Genomic DNA, 24,006 nt, shown 5'->3' on the forward strand with positions numbered 1-24,006 from the left:
TGTCGGCTAGACTGAGATTTAGCGGTGCGTTCTGGATGCGTCATAGTGATTTTTTTCGTGATAAAAATCACAAAAAATATGTAGCATGTGATTTGTTTCTCTTTTCATAGTGACTATCGTCACGAAATTAAGCGGCGATTTTCAGTAGAGTGCTTTTTTGTTCCTCCCAATAAACATGATCCATGAGGAGTCTCGTATGTCTCAGTCTGATGTTTTTCATCTCGGCCTCACCAAGAACGATTTACAAGGGGCCCAGCTTGCCATCGTGCCGGGCGATCCGCAGCGCGTAGAGAAGATTGCCAAGCTGATGGAAAATCCGGTGCATCTGGCCTCCCATCGTGAATTCACCACCTGGCGCGCAGAGCTGGACGGCAAGGCGGTGATCGTCTGCTCCACCGGTATCGGCGGCCCGTCTACCTCTATCGCGGTGGAAGAGCTGGCGCAGCTGGGCATTCGCACCTTCCTGCGCATCGGCACCACCGGCGCCATTCAGGCCAATATCAACGTCGGTGACGTGCTGGTGACTACGGCGGCGGTACGCCTCGACGGTGCCAGCCTGCACTTTGCGCCGATGGAGTTTCCGGCGGTCGCGGACTTCGCCTGCACCACCGCGCTGGTGGAAGCGGCCAAGGCCAGCGGCGCGACCACCCACATTGGCGTGACCGCCTCTTCCGATACTTTCTACCCGGGCCAGGAACGTTACGACACCTACTCCGGCCGCGTGGTCAGCCGTTTTAAAGGCTCGATGGAAGAGTGGCAGGCGATGGGCGTGATGAACTATGAAATGGAATCCGCCACGCTGCTGACCATGTGCGCCAGCCAGGGCCTGCGCGCCGGCATGGTGGCTGGGGTGATCGTTAACCGCACCCAGCAAGAGATCCCGAACGCCGAAACCATGAAAAACACGGAAAGCAAAGCGGTGCAGATCGTGGTGGATGCCGCCCGCCGTCTGCTGTAATCACCTTCCCTCAACGGGCCGCTGACGCGGCCCGTTGAGGTTTGTCATCAACCTCATGCCATTGCCGGGTTTGCAAAGAGCTGCGGATAACAAACAGGGAAAATCAATTCATTGATTTTCGGCTGATGACCACAAAGGAGGAAAAACCGCGTTTTTTCCTCCTTTGTCAACGAACTGAACGGGCCGCTGACGCGGCCCGTTTTTCCATTCGCGGCGAATCTGTTACGGTGATACTCCTCAGCGCTGCGCCGATGGCTGCCGCGCGTTGTCATAACAAAAACAACGAGGACGTTTATGACCGCCCAGATCCTGCTTCATCCTTCGCTTGCGCCGCTCGACGGTGGCATCAATTTCCGCGACTTCGGTGGCAACGGCGTGGCCGACGGGCGCCGCATCAAACGCGGCCTGCTGTTCCGCTCCGGTTCTCTCGAACGGCTGACGGAAAGCGACTGCACTTTCCTCGCTGGAGTGCCGGTACGTTCCGTGCTGGACTACCGCGATGCCGACGAGGTGCAAGCCAAACCGGATATTCTGTGGAATGGCGCCGACTATCACCACGTGCCGGCTAACCCGCTGAGCAGCGAAGTTAACGCCAACCTGGAAAAGCTCACCAACGAAACGCTGGCCGCTTTCGACGCCCGGGCGTTCATGCTGGAGCTGTATCGCCGCCTGCCGTTCGGCAATGCGGCCTATCAGCGGCTGGCGCAGCTGTTGAGCAACCCTGGCGGCGGCGCGATCGTGCAGCACTGCGCGGTCGGCAAGGATCGCACTGGCGTCGGTTCGGCGCTGGTGCTGTTCGCGCTGGGCGCCGACGAAGCGACGGTGCTGGAAGACTATCTGCTGACTGAAACCACGCTGGCCACTTTCCGCGAGCAGATGCTGGATCAGCTGTCTATCAAGCTGAATGCGGCGGCGCTGGAGCAATTCGCCTACGTGCTCAGCGCGCGCGAGGAGTTCCTGATGACGGCGCTGGGCTGCATCCGCCAGCAATACGGCTCCACTGACCGCTGGCTGGAAGCGGAATACGGCCTGGGCGCGGCCCAGCGCGAAGCGCTGCAGGCGTTTTACCTCGAGTAAATTACCGCGTGTTTAGCCGGGGTTTAACTCGCCCCGGCTTATCCTAGGCGGCGAATCATCGCGTATCAGGAGCCCTGCATTGAGCCTCAATGACGTTATCAACTGGGTCAGCGACGTCGTGCGTCAGCACGAAGGCTGGGCCATTCCCATCATCTTCTTCCTGGCGTTCGGTGAGTCGCTGGCGTTTTTGTCGCTGCTGCTGCCGGCCACGGTGATCCTGCTGGCGCTGGGCGCGCTGATCGGCGAAAGCGGCATCGCCTTTTGGCCGATTTGGGCCGCCGCCGCCGCCGGGGCGTTTTTCGGCGACTGGCTCTCTTACTGGATCGGCTATCACTATCAGGATCGCGTGGCCCATATGTGGCCGCTGTCGCGCAATCCGCAGCTGCTGGCGCGCGGCCATGCCTTCTTTGAGCGCTGGGGCGTGCTGGGCATTTTCATCGGCCGCTTTTTCGGCCCGCTGCGCGCCGTGGTGCCGCTGGTGGGCGGCATTTGCGGCATGCCGCAGCGCTATTTCCAACTGGCCAACGTCACGTCGGCGATGATCTGGGCGTTCGGCATTCTGGCGCCGGGGGCGTTCGGCATCAAGTGGCTCAGCCAGTGGCTGGGCTGATTTCTCGCTAAATTGCGTAGCGCCGCGCAATATTGTGCGCGGCGGGCAAAATCAGGCTGGACATCCATACAGCCTCCCCTTAACGTGACGGGCAATGGGCGTGCGAAACGCCGGAACGGCAAGGTGCAACAGGAGGCAGGGTGGATACCAGTCTGATTTATGGGATTGGCGGCGTAGCGATCGGCATGCTGTTGGGGTGGCTGATCGCCAGTCTGCGGGTGCAGCAGACGAATGCGCAACATGAAACCGAGCTGCGGTTGCTGGAGCATGCGTTGCAGCAGGCGCAGCAGGAAACGGCCGCGCGGCAGGAGACTCTGCAGCGCCACGAGCAGCAGCTGCGGCAGAGCGAGCTGGAGCTGCGTAACCTGCACAGCCAGCTGGCGGCCGGGCATGAAAAGCTGCAACAGCTCAATCATTGGCGCAACGAATGCGAGCTGCTTAACCAGGAGCTGCGCGCCCAGCGCGAGGTTAACAGCGCGCAGGAGGCCGAGCTGCGCGAAGTCACCATCCGTCTGGAAGAGACGCGTATGGCGGCGGAGGAGAAGCAACGCCTGCTGATCAACAGCGAACAGCGCCTCACCACCCAGTTTGAAAATCTCGCCAACCGCATTTTTGAACACAGCGGCCGCAAGGTGGACGAGCAAAATAAGCAAAGCTTGGATCGTTTACTGCTGCCGCTGCGCGAACAGCTGGACGGTTTCCGCCGCCAGGTTCAGGACAGCTTTGGCCAGGAAGCGCGGGAGCGCCACACGCTGACGCACGAGATACGTAATCTGCAGCAGTTGAACGCGCAGATGGCGCGCGAGGCCATTAACCTCACCAAGGCGCTGAAAGGCGACAACAAAACGCAGGGCAACTGGGGTGAGGTGGTGCTGAGCCGGGTACTGGAGGCCTCTGGCCTGCGCGAAGGGCACGAGTATGAAACGCAGGTCAACGTGCGGGTGGATCACCAGAGCCGCATGCAGCCCGATGTGATCGTGCGCCTGCCGCAGGGCAAGGATGTGGTGATCGACGCGAAGATGTCGCTGATCGCCTACGAGCGCTATTTCAACAGTGAAGACGAGGTGGGGCGCGAAGCGGCGCTGAGCGAACATATCGCCTCGCTGCGCGGCCACATTCGCATGCTGGGCCGCAAGGACTATCAGCAGCTGCCGGGGCTGCGCTCGCTGGACTATGTGCTGATGTTCATTCCGGTCGAGCCTGCCTTCCTGCTGGCTATCGATCGCGAGCCGGAGCTGATCAGCGAAGCGCTTAAGCACAACATCATGCTGGTCAGCCCGACCACGTTGCTGGTGGCACTGCGTACCATCACCAACCTGTGGCGCTATGAGCATCAGAGCCAAAATGCCCAGCGCATCGCCGATCGCGCGGCGAAACTGTATGACAAGATGCGGCTGTTCGTGGACGATATGTCCGCGCTGGGGCAGAGCCTGGACAAGGCGCAGGGCAGTTATCGTCAGGCGATGAACAAACTGAGCGAAGGCCGTGGTAATCTTATCGGCCAAATTGAAGGTTTCCGCGCGCTGGGGGTTGAGGTCAAACGGCCGATCAACCCGCTGCTGGCGCAGCAAGCCGGCGCGCAACACGATGACGCGGAAGAGGCGAAAGACGATGATGTCGCCGCGCTGCCGCAGACGAAAGACGATGACGATACCGCCGGGGAACCGGGCTTCGTTTCGCACGGCTGAGGCCGTGGCGAGGTGGGGTATTCCCCAGGCTTCTGGTACACTCATCCACACAAAATTGACTGAATAGCAGGCAGGACAATGGCAGATCAACCGCAGGAAACCACCGATTTCGGTTTTCGCACCGTCGCTAGAGACGAAAAACAGGCCATGGTGGCGGACGTTTTTCATTCGGTAGCGGCAAAGTATGACGTGATGAACGACCTGATGTCGTTCGGCATCCACCGTATCTGGAAGCGTTTCACCATTGACTGCAGCGGCGTGCGCCGTGGGCAGCGCGTGCTGGATCTGGCCGGCGGCACCGGCGACCTGGCGGCCAAGTTCTCCCGCATGGTTGGCGAGCAGGGGCAGGTGGTGCTGGCGGACATCAACGATTCGATGCTGAAGATGGGGCGCGAGAAGCTGCGCGATCGCGGCATCGTCGGCAATATCAATTACGTGCAGGCCAACGCCGAGGCGTTGCCGTTCCCAGATAACTACTTCGATTGCATCACCATCTCCTTTGGCCTGCGTAACGTGACCGACAAAGACAAAGCGCTGCGCTCGATGTTCCGCGTGCTGAAGCCGGGCGGGCGCCTGTTGGTGCTGGAATTCTCCAAGCCGCTGCTGGCTCCGCTGAGCAAGGCTTATGATGCCTACTCCTTCCACGTGTTGCCGAAGATCGGCGAGCTGGTGGTGAAAGATCCGGACAGTTACCGTTACCTGGCGGAATCGATCCGTATGCACCCCGATCAGGAAACCCTGAAAGGCATGATGGGCAACGCCGGTTTTGAAAACGTCACCTATTTCAACCTGACCGGTGGGATTGTCGCCCTGCATCGCGGCTTCAAGTTCTGAGAGGGAGATGCCGATGCTGTTTACCCCTCTGCTGACCGGTGCGCTGGAAACCTCGCTGAATAACCTGCTGTTTCGCGATCGCAGCATGAAAGCCGCTCGCCAACGCCTGGCGGGCAAGGTGCTGCGCATCGAACTGGAAGAGTTGGCTTCACCGCTGGTGCTGGTGTTCAGCGAACTGCGTGTGGATGTGCTGGGGCAGTCTGAAGACAGTGCCGATTGCACCGTGCGCAGCCGCATTCCCGCCTTACTGAAGCTGCGCGATCGCCAGCAGTTGCCAGTGCTGATGCGCAGCGGCGAATTGACGGTGGAAGGCGATATTCAGGTGGTGCAACAGCTGGTTGGCCTGCTCGATCTGGCGGAGTGGGATCCGGCGGAATGGCTGGCGCCTTATATCGGCGATATCGCCGCTCAGGGCATTACGCAGGCGCTGGGCAAAGGCGCTTCGTTACTCAAGGCCGGATTGATGCGTCGGCAGCAAGACATGGCTGAGGCGCTGACTGAAGAGTGGCGTCTGGCGCCGGGGCCGCTGGAAGTGGTGTGGTTCAATGAAGAAGTGGATGCGCTCGCCCGCGGCGCGGAAGCGCTGATTGCCCGCATGGATAAGTTGGAGGGCAAGCGATGACCCCAGGCGAACTGCGTCGTTTGTATTTTATCGTCCGCGTTTTTCTCAGCTATGGGCTGGACGAGCTGATCCCGACAATGCGTTTGACGCTGCCGCTGCGCTTCGGCCGCCGGCTGCTGTTCTGGATGCCTAATCGGCACAAGGACAAACCGCTGGGCGAACGTCTGCGGCTGGCGCTGCAGGAATTGGGGCCAGTCTGGATCAAGTTCGGCCAGATGATGTCGACCCGCCGCGATCTGTTCCCGCCGCACATTGCCGATCAGCTGACGCTGCTGCAGGATCGGGTGGCGCCTTTCGACGGTGCGCTGGCGCGCAAGCATATCGAGCTGGCGATGGGCGGCCCGCTGGAAGCCTGGTTCGACGACTTCGATCAGCAGCCGCTGGCCTCTGCCTCGATCGCGCAGGTGCATACTGCGCGGTTGAAAACCACCGGCCAGGAAGTGGTGCTGAAGGTGATCCGACCGGATATCGGGCCGATTATCAAAGCCGATGTGCGCTTGATGTACCGGCTGGCCGGTTGGGTGCCGAAGCTGTTGCCGGACGGCCGCCGCCTGCGTCCGCGCGAAGTGGTACGCGAGTACGAGAAAACCCTGCTGGACGAATTGAATCTGCTGCGTGAAGCGGCCAACGCCATTCAGCTGCGTCGCAATTTCGACGGCAGCCCGATGCTGTACGTGCCTGAAGTCTACTCCGACTACTGCCGCGAAAGCGTGTTGGTGATGGAGCGTATCTACGGCATTCCGGTCTCGGACATCGCCACGCTGGAGCAGCAGGGCACCAACATGAAACTGTTGGCGGAACGTGGCGTTCAGGTGTTCTTTACCCAGGTCTTCCGCGACAGCTTCTTCCATGCGGACATGCATCCCGGTAATATTTTCGTCAGCTACGAACATCCGGAAGATCCCTGCTACATCGGCATCGACTGCGGCATCGTGGGTTCGTTGAACAAGGATGACAAACGCTATCTGGCGGAAAACTTCATCGCCTTCTTCAACCGCGATTACCGCAAGGTGGCGGAACTGCACGTCGACTCCGGTTGGGTGCCGCGTGACACCAACGTGGAAGATTTCGAATTTGCTATCCGCACCGTGTGCGAACCGATTTTCGAGAAGCCGCTGGCGGAGATTTCCTTCGGCAACGTGCTGCTGAATCTGTTTAACACCGCGCGCCGCTTCAATATGGAAGTGCAGCCACAGCTGGTGTTATTGCAGAAGACCTTGCTGTATGTTGAAGGACTGGGACGTCAGCTCTACCCGCAGCTGGATCTGTGGACCACCGCCAAGCCGTTCCTCGAGAGCTGGCTGCGCGATCAGGTCGGCATTCCCGCCGTGGTGCGTGCGTTGAAAGAGAAAGCGCCGTTCTGGGCGGAGAAACTGCCCGAACTGCCCGAGCTGTTTTACGACAGCCTGCAGCAGCATAAACTGTTGCAACAAAGCGTTGATAAGCTGACCAACCAGATGCAGGCTCAGCGGGTTCGTCAGGGGCAGTCACGTTATTTGTTCGGCGTTGGCGCTACACTGTTGGTAAGCGGCACGCTGTTGCTGCTGGGGCAAATCGAGGTGTTTCCCGCCTGGATGATGGCCGCCGGCATCGTATGCTGGGTGATTGGCTGGAAGCGAACCACCTGATTTAATTCGTTACTCTGGTAAAGTCGGCTCTATAATGCGGGCTGGCTTTAAAAGACCCTTTAAAATTAGAGGTAATTAAAATGGGCGGTATTAGTATTACGCAATTGTTGATCATCGCAGTGATCGTGGTGCTGCTGTTCGGTACCAAAAAACTGCGCACGCTGGGCTCCGATCTCGGCGCCTCGATCAAGGGCTTCAAAAAAGCGATCGGCGACGATACGCCGTCGACCCCCAATACGGCTGAAAAAAGCAGCCTGGATGATGCTGACTTCTCGGCCAAGCCTATTACCGATAAGCAGCCGGAAGTGAAACCGGAAGAGTCGAAGAACAAAGAGCAGGTATAAACCGTGTTTGACATTGGGTTTAGTGAGCTGCTGCTGGTGCTGGTGATCGGCCTGGTTGTTCTGGGGCCGGAACGCTTGCCGGTTGCGGTCAGAACGGTATCGGGCTGGATCCGCGCGCTGCGCTCGCTGGCGGCCTCGGTGCAGCACGAACTGTCTCAGGAACTGAAGCTGCAGGAGCTGCAGGACAGCCTGAAAAAAGCCGAACAGGCCGGCCTGCAGAACCTGACGCCGGAGTTGAAGGCGTCGATGGATGAGCTGAAAGACGCGACGGAATCTTTGAAACGCACCTACCGGGGCGAGAAAGAAGAGCTGGCGAACACCATTCATAACCCGCAGGCCATCGATCCGGAAGCCTTGCACGACGGCGTGACGCCGGCGGAAGCGGCAACCAGTGCCAGCGCGCCCGCCGCGGTGCCAAAACCGGCAGTGGAACCTGAAGCCGTCGTGGCGGCGCAACCGGCTAAAGCGCTGGTGGAAACCGTACCTGCTCCTGTCGAACCTGTTGCGGATAAAACCCCAGCGTCTCACCAACCTAGTGGCGATCGTTAATACATGGCTGTTGAAGATACCCAACCCCTTATCAGTCATCTGATAGAGCTGCGCAAGCGGCTGTTGAACTCGATTATTTGCGTGCTGGCGGTGTTCGTGGTGCTGGTGTTTTTCGCCAACGACATCTACCAGTTGGTCTCTGCGCCGCTGCTCAAGCAGCTGCCGGCCGGGGCGAGCATGATCGCCACCGACGTGGCGTCACCGTTCTTTACGCCGATCAAGCTGACCATGATCGTCTCGGTGTTCGTCTCCGCGCCGATGATTCTGTATCAGGTGTGGGCATTCATCGCGCCGGCGCTGTATAAGCATGAACGCCGCCTGATGATGCCGCTGCTGGTGTCCAGCAGCCTGCTGTTCTACCTCGGCATGGCTTTCGCCTACTTCATCGTGTTCCCGCTGGCCTTCGGCTTCTTTGCCAAGACCGCGCCGATGGGGGTGACCATTGCGACCGACATTAAAAACTACCTCGATTTCGTCATGGCGCTGTTTATGGCGTTTGGCGTCGCCTTCGAAGTGCCGGTCGCCATCATTCTGCTGTGCTGGAGTGGCGTCACCTCGCCGGAAGATCTGAAGAAGAAACGGCCGTATGTGTTGGTCGGCGCGTTTGTGGTCGGCATGCTGCTCACGCCACCGGACGTGTTCTCGCAAACCCTGTTGGCGATACCGATGTATCTGCTGTTTGAAGTGGGGGTGTTCTTCGCTCGCTTCTATACCGGAAAACGTCGTCCACAGGCGGAAGAAGAAGACGAGGGTGACGAACCCCCTGCCCCCTGATCCCTCTTGATTGCTAAGCCGCCCATTGGGCGGCTTTTGCTTTGGAAAAAACCATGTTTGATATCGGCGTTAACCTCACCAGCAGCCAATTCGCCAAAGACCGCGAGACCGTGGTGGAGCGCGCTCGCACGGCGGGTGTTACCGGGATGTTGATTACCGGCACCGATCTGCCTGAGAGCCGCGAGGCCGCCAAACTGGCGCAGCAGCATGCGGGCTATTGCTGGTCCACCGCCGGTGTGCATCCGCATAACGCCAGCAGCTGGGATGTACACAGCGCCGAGCAGATTTATGCCCTGGCCGCCGGCCCAGAAGTGGTGGCGATCGGTGAATGCGGTCTGGATTTCAACCGCAACTTCTCGACGCCGGAGCAGCAGGAAGCGGCGTTCATTGCGCAACTGGCGCTGGCGGCGGAGTTGGCATTGCCGGTGTTTCTTCATTGCCGCGACGCACACGCACGTTTTGCCGAGCTACTGACGCCGTGGTTGGATAAACTGCCCGCGGCCGTGGTGCACTGCTTCACCGGCACCGCCGAAGAATTAGCAAGCTGCCTGTCGCTAGGCCTGTCGATCGGGATTACCGGTTGGGTCTGCGACGAGCGGCGCGGCCTGGAGTTGCGTGCCCTGTTGCCGCAGATCCCGGCCGAGCGTCTACTGCTGGAAACGGACGCCCCTTATCTGTTGCCCCGGGATTTACAGCCTAAACCCGCATCTCGCCGCAACGAACCCTGTTTCCTGCCCCATATCGTGCATCAGGTCGCCGTCTGGCGACAGGAAGAGCCGCAATGGCTGGGGCAAAAAACCGATGAGAACGCCCGCCGGCTATTCCGGCTGGTTTGAGCTAGGAGAAAACTATGAGCTATGCATTTCCGGGTACCTTCCCTGGTCGTCGTATGCGCCGCGTGCGCCGTCATGACTTCAGCCGCCGCCTGGTCGCCGAGAACCAACTGACGGTCAATGACCTGATTTATCCGGTGTTTGTCATGGAAGGCAGTAACCGCCAGGAAGAAGTGGCCTCGATGCCGGGCGTATCGCGCATGACGATCGATCTGCTGATTAAGGAAGCGGAAACCATCGCCAAACTCGGCGTGCCGGTGATCTCCCTGTTCCCTGTGATCGAACCGGGTCTGAAATCGCTGCATGCGGAAGAAGCCTATAACCCAGAAGGGCTGGTACAGCGCACGGTGCGCGCGCTGAAAGACGCGGTGCCTGAGCTGGGCATTCTGACCGACGTCGCGCTCGATCCCTACACCACCCACGGGCAGGACGGAGTGATCGATGAGCAGGGCTACGTGATTAACGACGTGACCAAAGACATTCTGGTGCGTCAGGCGCTGTCTCATGCCGAAGCAGGCGCAGAAATCGTGGCGCCGAGCGACATGATGGACGGCCGTATCGGGGCGATCCGCGATCGTCTGGAACTGCAGGGTTTGGTGAATACCCAGATTATGGCCTACTCCGCCAAGTATGCTTCCTGCTACTACGGTCCGTTCCGCGATGCGCTGGGTTCCAGCGGCAACCTGAAGGGCGGCAACAAAAAAACCTATCAGATGGATCCGGCCAACAGTGACGAAGCGCTGCAGGAGATTGCGCAGGATCTGCAGGAAGGTGCGGACATGGTGATGGTGAAACCGGGCATGCCTTACCTGGACGTGGTGCGCCGCGTGAAGGATACCTTCGGTGTGCCGACTTTCGCTTATCAAGTGTCCGGCGAGTACGCCATGCACATGGCGGCGATTCAGAACGGCTGGCTGCAGGAGCAACCTGCGGTGATGGAGTCGTTGATGTGCTTCAAACGCGCCGGCGCCGACGGCGTGCTGACCTACTTCGGCAAGCGTGTCGCCCAGTGGCTGCACGACGACGCGATGCGCCGCTAAGCGGAACATGAGCCAACAAAAAGGCGCCTGAGGGCGCCTTTTGCATTACATCTTCTGGAACTGTCGGTTGTCGATGCTTTGACTGACCTGCTTGTTGATCAGGTTCAGCAACAACATGGAACGCGCCTCGCCGTCCGGCTCGGTGTAGATCGCCTGCAGCCCTTCGAACACGCCGTCGACGATCAGAACAGTATCCCCCGGCTGTGGGGTTTCCGGATCGACATAGGTTTCGCAGGCGTGCGTGCGCAGTTCATCGATCACCTTGCTCGGGATGACGCTCGGCAACGTGCCGAAACGCACGAAGTGGCTGACGCCACGGGTAGCGCTGATGGTGGTGGTGTGAATGCGCTCCGGGTCGAACTCCACAAACAGATAGTTGGGAAACAGGGGTTCGCTGACCGCGATGCGCTTACCACGCACGATCTTTTCCAGCGTGATGATCGGGCTGAGGCAGTTTACCTGCTGCCGCTCCAGATGTTCCTGCGCTCGCAACAGCTGACCGCGTTTGCAATAAAGTAGATACCAGGATTCCATAGTTTCACATGCCTTTCTGCCAGCCGATAAGCATATCAAAAGCTATTCCGGATACATAGTGATGCAAGTTTCAGCGTGTAACATCACCTATCTCTATGAATCTGCGGCTATTAGCGAGGGGTCACACACTTATCGATACGGCGCTGGTATAACAGAGGGCTAAAAATTTGTTACCGTCACAGTATGGCAAGGCGTTGCGCTACCGGCTGTGACGCTATTCATCGTTTTCGACCGAGGGAGAAATAAATGGAGCTGTTTCTGTTGAGCAACGGCAAGCTGTCTGGTGAAGCCGAGCTGCTGGGGTACGCTAAAAGCCAACTGCTGGCGATGATTGCGCGTCGTGGCATCAAATCCGCCGTCTTTATCCCTTACGCCCTGATCCGTTACGACTACGACCAGCGTGCGCAGGAACTGGCGCAAACGCTGGGCATCGAAGTCACCAGCATCCACCACGCCGCTTCACCGGCGGCGGCGATCGCGCAGGCGGAATGCATTTTGGTCAGCGGCGGCAATACCTGGTTGCTGAACCAAATGCTGCATGAGCAAGGCCTGATCGTGCCTATCCAGCGCGCGGTGCGCGAGCGTGAAGTGCCTTACGTCGGCTGGAGCGCCGGTTGCAATGTGGCCACGCCGAGCATTCGCACCACCAATGACATGCCGGTGCGCTGCAGCGTGGTGCTGTCGGCGCTGGGGCTGTTCCCGGTACAGATCAACCCGCATTACATCGACGCGCACATCAGCGGCCACATGGGCGAAACCCGTGACGAGCGCCTGGCGGAGTTCTGCGCGATCAACCCGAGCGAATCGGTGGTGGCGCTGCGGGAAGGCAGCCTGCTGCATGTTGAAGGCAATGCGCTGCGTTACTTCAGCGCTAATGGGCAGGGCTTCAAGGTGTTCCGCCATGGCGAGGAGACGCGCGAATATCAGGATACGCGCGCGCTGGCTGCGCTGGTGCCGTTCAACTGCGGCTGAGAGCCACCCGGCAGCGGGCGGCGTTAACAAAATTGCAGCAACAACCGTGAAGAGGGCTTATAATGCCCTCCCCACAGGCCGTTATAATGATCAGCATGAAATACCGTGACTTACGCGATTTCCTCTCGTTGCTGGAGAAGAGAGGGGAACTAAAACGCATCAGCCAGCCGATCGATCCTTACCTGGAAATGACGGAGATTGCCGATCGCACCCTGCGGGCAGGCGGCCCGGCATTGCTGTTTGAAAACCCGAAAGGGTACGACATGCCGGTGCTGTGCAACCTGTTCGGCACCGCCAATCGCGTGGCGATGGGCATGGGGCAGGAAGACATCAGCGCGCTGCGCGAAGTCGGCAAACTGCTGGCGTTTCTCAAAGAACCGGAGCCACCGAAAGGCTTCCGCGATCTGTTCGACAAAATGCCGAAGTTCAAGCAGGTGCTGAACATGCCGACCAAGGTGCTGGGGTCCGCGCCTTGTCAGGAGCAGGTATGGCAGGGTGAGGATGTCGATCTGGGCCGTATTCCAGTGATGCACTGCTGGCCGGAAGACGCCGCGCCGCTGATCACCTGGGGGCTGACGGTGACCCGTGGCCCGCATAAGGAACGGCAAAACCTCGGCATCTATCGTCAGCAGGTGCTGGGCAAGAATAAAGTGATCATGCGCTGGCTGTCGCATCGCGGCGGCGCGCTGGATTATCAGGAGTGGTGCCAGGCGCACCCCGGCGAGCGTTTCCCGGTTGCGGTGGCGCTGGGTGCCGATCCCGCCACTATCCTCGGTGCGGTCACGCCGGTGCCGGATACCCTGTCTGAATATGCCTTTGCCGGGCTGCTGCGCGGCAATAAAACCGAAGTGGTCAAGTGTCTTTCCAACGATCTGGAAGTGCCAGCCAGCGCCGAAATCGTGCTGGAAGGCTATATCGAGCCGGGTGAAATGGCGCCGGAAGGCCCCTACGGCGACCACACCGGTTACTACAATGAAATCGACCAGTTCCCGGTATTTACCATCACGCACATCACCCAGCGTCGCAACGCGATCTACCACTCGACCTATACCGGCCGCCCGCCGGATGAGCCGGCGATCCTGGGCGTGGCGCTGAATGAAGTGTTCGTGCCGATCCTGCAAAAACAGTTCCCGGAAATCGTCGATTTCTATCTGCCACCGGAAGGGTGCTCGTACCGCCTGGCGGTAGTGACCATGAAAAAACAGTACGCCGGCCATGCGAAACGCGTGATGATGGGCGTCTGGTCGTTCCTGCGGCAGTTTATGTACACCAAATTTGTTATCGTCTGCGATGACGACGTCAATGCGCGCGACTGGAACGACGTAATTTGGGCGATCACCACACGAATGGATCCGGCAAGGGATACCGTTCTGGTGGAGAATACGCCGATCGACTATCTGGACTTCGCCTCGCCGGTTTCCGGTCTGGGTTCGAAGATGGGGCTGGACGCCACCAATAAATGGCCGGGTGAAACCGATCGCGAATGGGGCCGTCCGATTCAGATGGATGAAAAGGTACGTGCGCGCGTCGACGAAATCTGGGATGAGCTCGCAATCTTCAGTGACAGGGAACCGACGCTGTAGCGTCAGGCCCTGTTCTCAGCTTTGCATTGATGACCCGACAGAGGGAACGCATGACAATATTGAGCTGTAAAGTGACCTCGGTAGAGGCCATTACCGATACGGTTTATCGGGTACGTCTGGTGCCCGAGCAGCCGTTTTCTTTCAAGGCAGGGCAATATCTGATGGTGGTGATGGACGAGCGCGACAAGCGCCCGTTCTCGCTGGCATCAACCCCGACGCAGCAAGAGTACATCGAGCTGCATATCGGTGCTTCGGAGCTGAATCTGTACGCCATGGCGGTGATGGATCGCATCCTGAAAGAGCAGGCGATCACCGTTGACGTGCCGCATGGCGACGCCTGGCTGCGGGAAGAGGGCAGCCGTCCGCTGGTGCTGATCGCCGGCGGCACCGGTTTCTCTTACGCGCGTTCAATCTTGTTGACCGCGCTGGAGCAGCAGCCCGATCGCGACATTTCAATCTACTGGGGCGGGCGTGAGCTGAAGCACCTGTACGATTTGAGCGAGCTGGAAGCGCTGTCGTTGCAGCATCCGAATCTGAAGGTGATCCCGGTGGTCGAGCAGCCGGAAGCCGAATGGTGCGGCCGCAGCGGCACCGTGCTCAGCGCGGTGCTGCAGGATTTCGGTACGCTGGCGGAGCACGACATCTACATCGCCGGGCGTTTCGAGATGGCGAAAATTGCCCGTGAGCGTTTCTGCGCCGAGCGCGGCGCGCTGGAAGCGCATATGTTTGGCGACGCGTTTTCGTTTATCTGACCGAGGCGATGCGCAGTGAATGGGGTGGCCGAGGGTCGCCCCGTTTTTATTTGGGCGTCGGCAAATTTCAGGTATAAAAAACCCGCCCCTGACAGGCGGGAAGAACGGCAACTAAACTTGGCGGGATGCCGCGATTTGAAGTGGTGACGCGGTCATCCCAAGATAGACACAGCTAAACGCGTTCAAACACGGTGGCGATGCCCTGGCCCAGGCCGATGCACATGGTCGCCAGGCCGAACTGTGCGTCGCGACGTTCCATGTTGTTCAACAGGGTGGTCGAGATGCGGGAGCCTGAACAGCCCAGCGGGTGGCCGAGCGCGATGGCGCCGCCGTTCAGGTTAATCTTGTCGTCGATACTGTCCATCAGCCCCAGATCTTTGATGCACGGCAGCGACTGGGCGGCGAACGCTTCGTTCAGTTCGAACAGATCGATGTCCTGCACGCTCAGACCGGCGCGTTTCAGCGCCAGCTTGCTGGCCGGCACCGGGCCGTAGCCCATGATGGAAGGATCGCAGCCGACGACCGCCATCGAGCGAATGCGGGCGCGGGCCTTCAAACCGAGCGCTTTGGCGCGCGACTCGCTCATCAGCAGCATGGCGGAAGCGCCGTCCGACAGGGCGGAAGAACTGCCAGCGGTGACGGTGCCGTTGACCGGATCGAACGCCGGCCGCAGGGCCGACAGGCTTTCGACGGTGGTTTCCGGGCGAATGACTTCATCGAAATCGTAACGGGTCAGCACGCCGTCGGCGTCGTGGCCGTTGGTCGGAATGATCTCGTTTTTGAAGTAACCCGCCAGCGTCGCTGCATGTGCGCGCTGGTGGGAGCGGGCAGCAAACTCATCCTGCATCTGGCGGCTGATGTTGTGCATCTTGGCCAGCATTTCGGCGGTCAGCCCCATCATCCCGGCGGCTTTTGCCACGCTGCGGCTCAGCCCCGGATGGAAATCCACGCCGTGGTTCATCGGCACATGGCCCATGTGTTCCACGCCGCCGATCAGGCTGACGTGTGCGTCGCCAACCATGATGGCGCGCGCCGCGTCGTGCAATGCCTGCATCGAAGAGCCGCACAGGCGGTTAACGGTCACCGCCGGCACGCGGTGCGGGATCTCGGCCAGCAGTGCGGCGTTGCGGGCGATGTTGAAGCCTTGCTCCAGCGTCTGCTGCACGCAGCCCCAGTAAATGTCATCGATCTCGGCGGCGTCCAGCGCCGGGTTACGGCTCAACACTTCACGCATCAGGTGAGCGGAGAGATCTTCGGCGCGCACCTGGCGGAAGGCGCCGCCCTTGGAGCGGCCCATCGGCGTGCGTACGGCATCAACAATAACTACGTTTTCCATCTTTATGACCTCATGCCGGTTGGCGGGTAGCGACGTCGGACAGCGGTGTCGCCACCGGGTAGTAGCTTTCATTGCGCTCGGCCTTGGCGCGCAGACCGGCCGGCACCTGATACAGGGCGCCGAGGTGTGCGTAACGCTGGGCCAGCTCAACGTAGTTGGCGGTGCCGAGCGTATCCAGGTAGCGGAATGCGCCGCCATGGAACGGAGGGAAGCCGATGCCGTACACCAGTGCCATATCGGCTTCCGCCGGGCTGGCGACGATCTTCTCTTCCAGGCAACGCACCACTTCGTTGATCATCGGGATCATCATGCGCGCAACGATCTCTTCGTCGCTGATGGTCTGGCGCGGTTGGCTCACTTCGGCCAGCAGCGCATCGGTCTGCTCGTCGTTGTCCTTGCGCGGCTTACCTTTGTTGTCCTGGCTGTAGCGGTAGAAGCCCAGCTGGTTTTTCTGACCGAAGCGCTGGTTGTCGAACATCACGTCAATGGCATCGCGATAGTCTTTGCTCATGCGCTCCGGGAAGCCGGCCGCCATTACCGCTTGCGCGTGGTGTGCGGTGTCGATGCCCACCACGTCGAGCAGGTAGGCCGGGCCCATCGGCCAACCGAACTGTTTTTCCATCACTTTATCGATCTGACGGAAGTCGGCGCCGTCGCGCAGCAGCAGGCTGAAACCGGCGAAATACGGGAACAGCACGCGGTTGACGAAGAAGCCCGGGCAGTCGTTCACCACGATCGGCGTTTTGCCCATGCGGCTGGCGTAGGCCACCACTTTGGCAATGGTCTCGTCGCTGGTTTGTTCGCCGCGGATGATTTCAACCAGCGGCATGCGGTGTACCGGGTTAAAGAAGTGCATGCCGCAGAAGTTTTGCGGGCGCTTCAACGATTTTGCCAGGTGATTAATCGGAATGGTCGAGGTGTTCGACGCCAGAACGGTCTCTTCGCCGATCAGGTTTTCCACTTCCGACAGTACGGCGGCTTTGACCTTCGGGTTCTCCACGACCGCTTCGACGATCACCTGCGCGCGCTCGATGCCGGCGTAGTCCAACGTTGGTTGAATGGTCGACAGCACCTGCGCCATTTTCAGGCCATCCAGTTTGCCGCGTTCCAGCTGCTTATTGAGCAGCTTGGCCGCTTCGTTCATGCCCAGCGTCAGCGATTTGTCGCTGATGTCCTTCATGATCACCGGCACGCCTTTCAGCGCCGATTGGTAGGCGATGCCACCGCCCATGATGCCGGCACCCAGCACCGCCGCCTGTTTCGGCGCGTCCACATTCTTGGCCAGCTTTTTCGCCTGGCCTTTCACGAACTGATCGTTAAGGAAGATGCCGACCAGCGCACGCGCTTCGTTGGATCGTGCCAACGGCACGAAGCTGGCGGTTTCCAGTTTCAGTGCCTCATCGCGGCCCAGCTTGGCGGCGGCTTCAATGGTTTTCACCGCGGTCATCGGTGCCGGGTAATGTTTACCGGCGGTCTGCAGCACCATGCCTTTGGCGGTGGTGAAGCTCATTGCCGCTTCGATCGGGCTGAGCTTCAGCGGCTTCAGCTTAGGTTGACGTGCGGCGCGCCAGTCCAGCTTGCCGTCGATCGCCTGTTGCAGCATTTTCAGCGCCGCTTCGGCCAGTTTTTCCGGTGCTACCACCGCATCCACCAGGCCGACTTTCAACGCGTCTTTGGCGCTGACGTCTTTGCCGGCGGCGATGATTTCCAGCGCGCTGTCGTTACCCAGCAGGCGTGGCAGGCGGACGGAACCGCCGAAGCCCGGCATGATGCCCAATTTGGTTTCCGGCAGGCCGATGCGCGCGTCCGGTGAGGCGACGCGGAAATCGGTCGCCAGAATGCATTCGCAACCGCCGCCGAGTGCATAGCCGTTAATGGCCGAAATGGTCGGTACCGGCAAATCTTCCAGCCGGTTAAAGACGTTGTTGGCGAATACCAGCCACTCGTGCAGCTTTTCAGCCGGTGCGGCGAACAGAGAAAGGAATTCGGTGATATCGGCGCCGACGATAAACGCGGCTTTGGAGGAGCGCAGCAGCAACCCCTTGAGCTCAGGCTGGTTTTCCAGCACGGTGAGCGCTTCACCCAGGCTGGCGACGGTACGGGTGTCCAGCTTGTTGACCGAGCCTGATGCGTTGAACACCAGCTCGGCGATGCCGTTATCGAGCCAGTGCAGTTGTAATGTTTCGCCTTGGTAGAGCATGTCTATCTCCTGAATCAGCGTATGATCTGGTATGACCAGATGAAGAGGAGTGTGGTTTTTATGTTAAAAATATGCAAATGAGAGATTGCATATTTGCTGGTCGGATCACATGTCGCCAAGTTAGTTTTTTGATTTGAAACGAAGTTATATTTTATGTGCTATCGGCATTTGCTGGAGTGTGTCGGCACTCATACACTTGCTCGCAGCGAATGAACATTCAGACGAGGTTACGCATGACTAAGGCGGCTTGTGTTAAACGCAGCGGCTTGTGGAGCATTCCCGCCAGAACCATGGCGCTGGCGTGTCTGTTGGTGTTTATGGCGCAAATGGCGACGACCGTGTATTTGCCTTCGCTGCCAACGGTGATGCGGGAGCTGGCGATGAGCCGGCGTGCCACCGAGCTGTCCATTTCAATCTTCGTCATCGGCGCCGCCTTGCCGGTGCTGTTTTGGGGCGCGGCCGCCGATCGCTTTGGCCGCCGCGCGCCCCTGACGCTGTCTTTGTTTCTTTTCATTGGCTGCAGCGGGCTGTTGGCGCTGTGCAGCAACGGCGCCCAATTGCTGACGCTGCGTGCGCTGCAGGGCGTGGGTGCCGGCGGTGCGGCGATCATCGCGCGTATCATCGTGCGGGATAACTGGAGCGGTGACGAGCTGGCGCGACGGCTGTCGGTGCTCTCCATCGCTTTTATCACCGCGCTGGGCGGCGGCCAGTTCGTCGGCGGCCTGCTCAGCCAATATTCACACTGGCAGATGGGCTTCGTCTTGATGGGCGCCACCGGTTTGGCCATTCTGGCGCTGATGGCGACGCTGCCGCTGGAGGCAGGGCGCGCTCGTGGGCCACGTCCGGCGATGGCGGCCACCTACTTCGCCATCCTGCGGCGGCCGGGATTTTTTTGGCCGGCCTGCGTCGGTGGGCTGGGTTTTGCCACCACGGTGACACTGCAGGAAGTGAGTCCGTTCGTCATGCAGCAGGGGTTTGGTCTCAACGTCACGGCGTTCGGCGCCCTGGGGCTGGTGATCGGCGTCGCCTACTTCAGCGGGGCGCTGACGGTGAACCGTACGGTGGCGCGTCTCGGCGGGAAAAAACTGATGCAGGCCGGCAGCGGCATCGTGGCGCTGGCGACGGCGGCGATCCTGCTGCTGTGGTGGAGCGGCGTCCTGGCCGGCCTTTCCGGTATGGCGCTGTTCATTGCGCTGTATTGCCTGACCATTTTTGGCCAGGCGGTGCTGTTTCCCAACAGCATGGCGATGGCGGTCAGCGATGCCAAAGAGTACGGTGCCTATGCGATGGCGCTGTGCGGCTTTCTGCAGCAGTGTCTGGCGGGCGTCGCCGCGGCCGGTGCGGTGTTGTTGGAACACCATGGCCTGTGGGCGCTGGCGATAGCGCTGCTCGGTTTGGGCGTCTGGCTCATGGTTAAACTGCGGATGTAACGGCATTTGCAGGGAATTGCGAGCTGCTCCGCATGCCCAACGCGATGAGGTTGGAGCGTCGGAGCGCTGTGTTAAGATGACTTCTTTCGTGCTAAGGCATAAGGGTACTGTGATGGAAACGCTGGCTTCTTTGTATAACGACCACCTAGCAGAGCTGCAAAAACGCGCGCGCGAAGTGCTGGAGCGCAACAAGTTGGATGCGCTGCTGATTCACTCCGGGGAACTGCAAAAGGTATTTTTGGACGACCATAGCTATCCGTTCAAAGTGAACGCGCATTTCAAAGCCTGGGTGCCGGTGACGTCGGTGCCGAACTGCTGGTTGTGGATAGATGGCGTCAACAAGCCGAAGCTGTGGTTCTACTCCCCGGTTGACTACTGGCACAGCGTAGAGCCGCTGCCGGACAGTTTCTGGACCAAATCCCTTGAATTGATGCCGCTGGCCAACGCCGACGCCATCGCCCAGCAGCTTCCGCCGCAGCGCGAGCGCGTCGGCTATATCGGTTATGCCCAACAGCGCGCCCGCGATCTCGGCATCCCTTCTGAGAACATCAACCCGAAAGCGGTGCTGAACTACCTGGATTTCCACCGTTCGATCAAAACCGGCTATGAGCTGGCCTGCATGCGCGAAGCGCAGAAGACGGCGGTAACCGGCCATCGTGCCGCGCATGAGGCCTTCCTCTCCGGCATGAGCGAATTCGACATCAATCTGGCCTACCTGACGGCGACCGGCCACCGCGATACCGATGTGCCTTACGACAACATCGTGGCGTTGAACGAGCACGCTTCGGTGCTGCACTACACCAAGCTGGATCATCAGCCGCCGGCCGAGTCCCTGAGTTTTCTGATCGACGCCGGGGCGGAATATAACGGCTACGCCGCCGATCTGACGCGTACCTATGCGGCGCAAAGCGGCAGCGAGTTCGCTCATCTGGTGAAAGATCTCAATAGTGAACAGCTGGCGCTGATCGACACCATTAAAACCGGCGTGCGCTATACCGACTACCATGTGCAGATGCACCAGCGCATCGCCAAGTTGCTCAAGAATCACAAACTGGTGAATGGCCTCAGCGAAGAGGCGATGGTTGAAACGGGCATCACCACGCCGTTCCTGCCGCACGGGCTGGGGCACCCGCTGGGCCTGCAGGTGCACGACGCCGCAGGCTTTATGCAGGACGAGCAAGGCACCCATCTGGCGGCGCCGTCCAAGTATCCGTTCCTGCGTTGTACCCGCGTGTTGCAGCCGGGCATGGTGTTGACCATCGAGCCGGGTCTGTACTTCATCGAATCTCTGTTGGCGCCGTGGCGCAGCGGTGAGTTCAAGCAGCACTTCGCCTGGGATCGCATCGATGCGCTGAAACCGTATGGCGGTATTCGCATCGAAGACAACATCGTGATCCATGAAAAGCGTATCGAGAACATGACGCGCGATCTGAACCTGGCCTGATGCGGCCGTACCCGATACCGGCGGAAGCAACCCGCTTTACCGAAGAAATAAAGAAGAGCCGTTTTATCACCCTGCTGGCGCCAACCAGCGGGGTAGAAGCGGCAAAGGCGTTTATTCAGCAAGTGCGGGATGAGCACCCGGCGGCGCGGCACCATTGTTGGGCCTTCGTCGCCGGTAGCCCCGATGACTCACAGCAGCTGGGGTTCTCCGACGATGGAGAACCGTCGGGCACCGCTGGCAAACCGATCCTCGCGCAGCTGATGGGCAGCGGTATCGGCGAAGTGACCGCCGTGGTCGTTCGTTACTATGGCGGCGTCAAGTTGGGCACCGGCGGGCTGGTGAAAGCTTATGGCAACGGTGTTCAACAGGCGTTGAAGCAGCTGGTGTTGGTAGAAAAGGTGCCGGAAGCCGAATATATCTTGCAGTGCGACTATGCGCAGTTGGCGCTGGTGGAGAACTTGCTGCAGCAAACCGCAGGTCGGATCCTGCAGGGCGAATACGGTGCCGCCGTCGTGCTGCATCTGGCGTTGCCGGCCACCGAGGTCGAGCTGTTTGGGAATAAATTGCGTGATCTCAGTCGCGGTAATTTGCAATTAACCCCCATTTCGCAATAATTCCTCCCAATTGAATTGCTAAGGATCGTGCTGAAATGCATTTTCGCGCCATAACCCGTATCGTTGGTCTGCTGGTCATCCTGTTCTCCGGGACGATGTTTATTCCCGGCCTGGTGGCATTGATTTATCGCGATGGGGCGGGGCGCGCGTTCAGCCAAACGTTCTTCGTGGCGCTGACCATCGGGCTGATGCTGTGGTGGCCGAACCGCAAGCAAAAACACGAGCTGAAGCCGCGTGAAGGCTTCCTGATCGTCGTGCTGTTCTGGACCGTGCTGGGCAGCGTGGGGGCATTGCCGTTCCTGTTTTCGGAACGGCCCAATTTGTCGCTGACCGACGCCTTCTTTGAATCCTTCTCGGGATTGACGACCACCGGCGCAACGACGCTGGTGGGGCTGGACTCGTTGCCGAAGGCTATTCTTTTCTATCGCCAAATGCTGCAATGGATGGGCGGCATGGGGATCATCGTGTTGGCGGTGGCGATACTGCCGATACTCGGCGTCGGCGGCATGCAGCTGTATCGGGCGGAAATGCCCGGGCCGCTGAAAGATAACAAGATGCGTCCACGCATCGCCGAAACCGCTAAAACCCTGTGGCTAATCTATGTGTTGCTGACCGTCGCCTGTGCGCTGGCGCTCTGGGGGGCTGGGATGTCGGTGTTCGATGCCATCGGCCACAGTTTCTCGACCATCGCCATCGGCGGTTTTTCTACCCACGACGCCAGTATCGGTTATTACGCCAGCCCGACCATCAACACCATCATCGCCGTGTTCCTGCTGATTTCCGGCTGTAACTACGGCCTGCACTTCGCTTTGCTGAGCGGCCGCAGCCTGAAGGTGTATGGGCGCGATCCTGAATTCCGCATGTTTATCTTCGTTCAGTTGACGTTGGTGGTGGTGTGTACGTTGGTGCTCTGGGGACATGGCGTCTATAAGAGCGGTATGGAAACGCTCAATCAGGCGTTCTTCCAGGTGGTATCGATGGCGACTACGGCCGGTTTCACGACCGACAGCATCGCCAAGTGGCCGCTGTTCCTGCCGATGTTGTTGCTGTGCTCGGCGTTCATCGGCGGTTGCGCCGGCTCGACCGGCGGCGGCCTGAAGGTGATCCGTATCCTGCTTCTGTACCTGCAAGGTTCGCGCGAGTTGAAAAGGCTGGTGCACCCCAACGCGGTCTATACCATCAAATTGGGCAACCGTGCGCTGCCGGAACGCATTCTGGAGGCGGTGTGGGGATTCTTCTCTGCTTATGCGCTGGTGTTTATCGTCAGCATGCTGGCGATCATTGCCACCGGCGTTGACGACTTTTCCGCGTTCGCCGCAGTGACGGCAACGCTCAATAACCTCGGCCCCGGTCTGGGCGTAGTGGCGGATAACTTCACCACGATGCCGGCGGCGGCCAAGTGGGTCCTGGTGGTGACGATGCTGTTCGGGCGCCTGGAAGTGTTTACATTGCTGGTGCTGTTCACGCCAACCTTCTGGCGTGAGTAAGCCTGATATAAGGAGTAGGCCATGAAGGCATTGATACTTTATTCGAGCCGTGACGGGCAAACACGTGCTATCGCTTCTTATATAGCAAGCAAGTTGCAGGACACGCTGCGTTGTGAGGTGATCGATCTGCTGCAGGCAGAACAGGTCGATCTTAACCAGTATCAGCAGGTGATGATCGGCGCTTCTATCCGTTACGGGCACTTTAACCCGGCGCTGGATAAATTCGTCAAGCGTCATGCTGAGCAGTTGAATCGGATGCCGAGCGCATTCTTTGCCGTCAACCTGACCGCGCGCAAACCGGAAAAGCGTTCGCCACAAACCAACGCCTATACCCGCAAGTTCCTGTTGGCTTCGCCGTGGCAGCCAAAACAGTGCGCGGTGTTTGCCGGCGCATTGCGTTATCCGCGCTATCGCTGGTTCGATCGCATCATGATTCAATTCATTATGCGTATGACGGGCGGTGAAACGGATACCAGTAAGGAAGTGGAGTACACAGATTGGCAACAGGTCGACCGCTTTGCCCAGGAATTTAGCCAGATCCAGTACGAAAAGTGACAAAAACGCGGGTTTGGCCAGCGTTTTGCCGAAAAAATCCGCGCTTGAAAAGTTTTTTGCATTTAGGGGTTGCGGCCCGCCGAGAACTCCCTATAATGCGCCTCCACTGACCGGGAACAACGACTGACAAGCCGCCGGGTCA

Annotated in this window: 23 protein-coding genes; 20 read left to right on the forward strand and 3 right to left on the reverse strand. The window is 59.5% G+C overall.

Annotated elements, in window-relative coordinates; translation table 11 throughout:
• Nucleotides 1-196 precede the first annotated feature (196 nt).
• The 12 genes from udp to hemB all read left to right on the forward strand — a co-directional run bounded on the left by udp (nucleotide 197) and on the right by hemB (nucleotide 10,957).
• Entirely contained in the window at nucleotides 197-958 is a 762-nt protein-coding gene (gene udp / locus QMZ29_RS12875; RefSeq protein ID WP_004934432.1) for a uridine phosphorylase, read from the forward strand.
• Nucleotides 959-1,252: 294 nt separating this feature from the next.
• Nucleotides 1,253-2,035, forward strand: coding sequence for a tyrosine-protein phosphatase (locus tag QMZ29_RS12880; RefSeq protein WP_025304916.1), 783 nt, complete (start codon nucleotides 1,253-1,255; stop codon nucleotides 2,033-2,035).
• Nucleotides 2,036-2,114: 79 nt separating this feature from the next.
• Nucleotides 2,115-2,645, forward strand: a complete 531-nt coding sequence (locus QMZ29_RS12885; protein ID WP_004934438.1) for a DedA family protein — start codon at nucleotides 2,115-2,117, stop codon at nucleotides 2,643-2,645.
• Between the two features lie 140 nt (nucleotides 2,646-2,785).
• Nucleotides 2,786-4,333 carry a DNA recombination protein RmuC gene (gene rmuC / locus QMZ29_RS12890; RefSeq protein WP_261426212.1) on the forward strand — a complete coding sequence of 516 codons (1,548 nt, stop codon included), beginning with the start codon at nucleotides 2,786-2,788 and terminating at the stop codon, nucleotides 4,331-4,333.
• A 78-nt stretch (nucleotides 4,334-4,411) separates the two neighbouring features.
• A complete protein-coding gene (gene ubiE / locus QMZ29_RS12895; RefSeq protein ID WP_025304918.1) occupies nucleotides 4,412-5,167 on the forward strand; it encodes a bifunctional demethylmenaquinone methyltransferase/2-methoxy-6-polyprenyl-1,4-benzoquinol methylase UbiE in 756 nt (251 codons plus the stop codon).
• A 13-nt stretch (nucleotides 5,168-5,180) separates the two neighbouring features.
• Entirely contained in the window at nucleotides 5,181-5,789 is a 609-nt protein-coding gene (ubiJ, locus tag QMZ29_RS12900) for a ubiquinone biosynthesis protein UbiJ (RefSeq protein WP_025304919.1), read from the forward strand.
• Nucleotides 5,786-7,417 (forward strand): ubiquinone biosynthesis regulatory protein kinase UbiB, encoded by a 1,632-nt coding sequence (ubiB, locus tag QMZ29_RS12905; RefSeq protein ID WP_025304920.1) that lies wholly within the window; start codon nucleotides 5,786-5,788, stop codon nucleotides 7,415-7,417. Before ubiJ ends, ubiB begins: the two co-directional genes overlap by 4 nt.
• An 80-nt stretch (nucleotides 7,418-7,497) precedes the next feature.
• Nucleotides 7,498-7,761 carry a Sec-independent protein translocase subunit TatA gene (gene tatA / locus QMZ29_RS12910; protein ID WP_004934452.1) on the forward strand — a complete coding sequence of 88 codons (264 nt, stop codon included), beginning with the start codon at nucleotides 7,498-7,500 and terminating at the stop codon, nucleotides 7,759-7,761.
• Nucleotides 7,762-7,764: 3 nt separating this feature from the next.
• Nucleotides 7,765-8,310: a Sec-independent protein translocase protein TatB gene (gene tatB / locus QMZ29_RS12915; RefSeq protein WP_197781278.1), complete on the forward strand. Its 546-nt coding sequence runs from the start codon at nucleotides 7,765-7,767 to the stop codon at nucleotides 8,308-8,310.
• A 3-nt stretch (nucleotides 8,311-8,313) separates the two neighbouring features.
• Complete coding sequence (tatC, locus tag QMZ29_RS12920) at nucleotides 8,314-9,084, forward strand: Sec-independent protein translocase subunit TatC (protein ID WP_004934456.1); 771 nt, start codon at nucleotides 8,314-8,316, stop codon at nucleotides 9,082-9,084.
• A 53-nt stretch (nucleotides 9,085-9,137) separates the two neighbouring features.
• The gene (tatD, locus tag QMZ29_RS12925) at nucleotides 9,138-9,920 is read left to right on the forward strand and encodes a 3'-5' ssDNA/RNA exonuclease TatD (RefSeq protein ID WP_197781277.1); all 783 of its coding nucleotides are present in this window, start codon (nucleotides 9,138-9,140) and stop codon (nucleotides 9,918-9,920) included.
• A gap of 14 nt (nucleotides 9,921-9,934) precedes the next feature.
• Nucleotides 9,935-10,957 carry a porphobilinogen synthase gene (gene hemB, locus QMZ29_RS12930; RefSeq protein WP_261426211.1) on the forward strand — a complete coding sequence of 341 codons (1,023 nt, stop codon included), beginning with the start codon at nucleotides 9,935-9,937 and terminating at the stop codon, nucleotides 10,955-10,957.
• Nucleotides 10,958-11,002: 45 nt separating this feature from the next.
• On the opposite strand, the gene rfaH is transcribed toward hemB, so the two are convergent.
• Nucleotides 11,003-11,491, reverse strand: a complete 489-nt coding sequence (rfaH, locus tag QMZ29_RS12935) for a transcription/translation regulatory transformer protein RfaH (RefSeq protein ID WP_025304924.1) — start codon at nucleotides 11,489-11,491, stop codon at nucleotides 11,003-11,005.
• A gap of 246 nt (nucleotides 11,492-11,737) precedes the next feature.
• Here rfaH and pepE point away from each other — a divergent pair, with 246 nt between their 5' ends.
• The 3 genes from pepE to fre all read left to right on the forward strand — a co-directional run bounded on the left by pepE (nucleotide 11,738) and on the right by fre (nucleotide 14,798).
• A complete protein-coding gene (gene pepE, locus QMZ29_RS12940; RefSeq protein ID WP_025304925.1) occupies nucleotides 11,738-12,463 on the forward strand; it encodes a dipeptidase PepE in 726 nt (241 codons plus the stop codon).
• An 86-nt stretch (nucleotides 12,464-12,549) separates the two neighbouring features.
• Nucleotides 12,550-14,046 (forward strand): 4-hydroxy-3-polyprenylbenzoate decarboxylase, encoded by a 1,497-nt coding sequence (gene ubiD / locus QMZ29_RS12945; RefSeq protein WP_099816950.1) that lies wholly within the window; start codon nucleotides 12,550-12,552, stop codon nucleotides 14,044-14,046.
• 50 nt (nucleotides 14,047-14,096) lie between these two features.
• The gene (gene fre / locus QMZ29_RS12950; RefSeq protein ID WP_261426209.1) at nucleotides 14,097-14,798 is read left to right on the forward strand and encodes an NAD(P)H-flavin reductase; all 702 of its coding nucleotides are present in this window, start codon (nucleotides 14,097-14,099) and stop codon (nucleotides 14,796-14,798) included.
• A gap of 172 nt (nucleotides 14,799-14,970) precedes the next feature.
• Here fre and fadA read toward each other — a convergent pair whose 3' ends face one another.
• Together fadA and fadB are read right to left on the reverse strand one after the other, a co-directional pair.
• Nucleotides 14,971-16,134, reverse strand: a complete 1,164-nt coding sequence (gene fadA / locus QMZ29_RS12955) for an acetyl-CoA C-acyltransferase FadA (RefSeq protein WP_025304928.1) — start codon at nucleotides 16,132-16,134, stop codon at nucleotides 14,971-14,973.
• A gap of 10 nt (nucleotides 16,135-16,144) precedes the next feature.
• Nucleotides 16,145-18,334, reverse strand: coding sequence for a fatty acid oxidation complex subunit alpha FadB (fadB, locus tag QMZ29_RS12960; protein ID WP_197781275.1), 2,190 nt, complete (start codon nucleotides 18,332-18,334; stop codon nucleotides 16,145-16,147).
• Nucleotides 18,335-18,567: 233 nt separating this feature from the next.
• Here fadB and QMZ29_RS12965 point away from each other — a divergent pair, with 233 nt between their 5' ends.
• From QMZ29_RS12965 to hemG, 5 genes are all read left to right on the forward strand, one after another.
• The gene (locus QMZ29_RS12965; protein WP_282981047.1) at nucleotides 18,568-19,764 is read left to right on the forward strand and encodes an MFS transporter; all 1,197 of its coding nucleotides are present in this window, start codon (nucleotides 18,568-18,570) and stop codon (nucleotides 19,762-19,764) included.
• 112 nt (nucleotides 19,765-19,876) lie between these two features.
• The gene (gene pepQ / locus QMZ29_RS12970; RefSeq protein ID WP_025304931.1) at nucleotides 19,877-21,208 is read left to right on the forward strand and encodes a Xaa-Pro dipeptidase; all 1,332 of its coding nucleotides are present in this window, start codon (nucleotides 19,877-19,879) and stop codon (nucleotides 21,206-21,208) included.
• Nucleotides 21,208-21,822, forward strand: coding sequence for an IMPACT family protein (locus QMZ29_RS12975; protein WP_016929437.1), 615 nt, complete (start codon nucleotides 21,208-21,210; stop codon nucleotides 21,820-21,822). Before pepQ ends, QMZ29_RS12975 begins: the two co-directional genes overlap by 1 nt.
• Nucleotides 21,823-21,857: 35 nt before the next feature.
• Nucleotides 21,858-23,309 carry a Trk system potassium transporter TrkH gene (gene trkH, locus QMZ29_RS12980; protein WP_025304932.1) on the forward strand — a complete coding sequence of 484 codons (1,452 nt, stop codon included), beginning with the start codon at nucleotides 21,858-21,860 and terminating at the stop codon, nucleotides 23,307-23,309.
• A 21-nt stretch (nucleotides 23,310-23,330) separates the two neighbouring features.
• Nucleotides 23,331-23,864 carry a menaquinone-dependent protoporphyrinogen IX dehydrogenase gene (gene hemG, locus QMZ29_RS12985; RefSeq protein ID WP_043137471.1) on the forward strand — a complete coding sequence of 178 codons (534 nt, stop codon included), beginning with the start codon at nucleotides 23,331-23,333 and terminating at the stop codon, nucleotides 23,862-23,864.
• The last annotated feature ends 142 nt before the right edge of the window (nucleotides 23,865-24,006 follow it).

The organism is Serratia sp. PF-27 (assembly GCF_030053255.1).
Taxonomy (GTDB): Bacteria; Pseudomonadota; Gammaproteobacteria; order Enterobacterales; family Enterobacteriaceae; genus Serratia; species Serratia bockelmannii.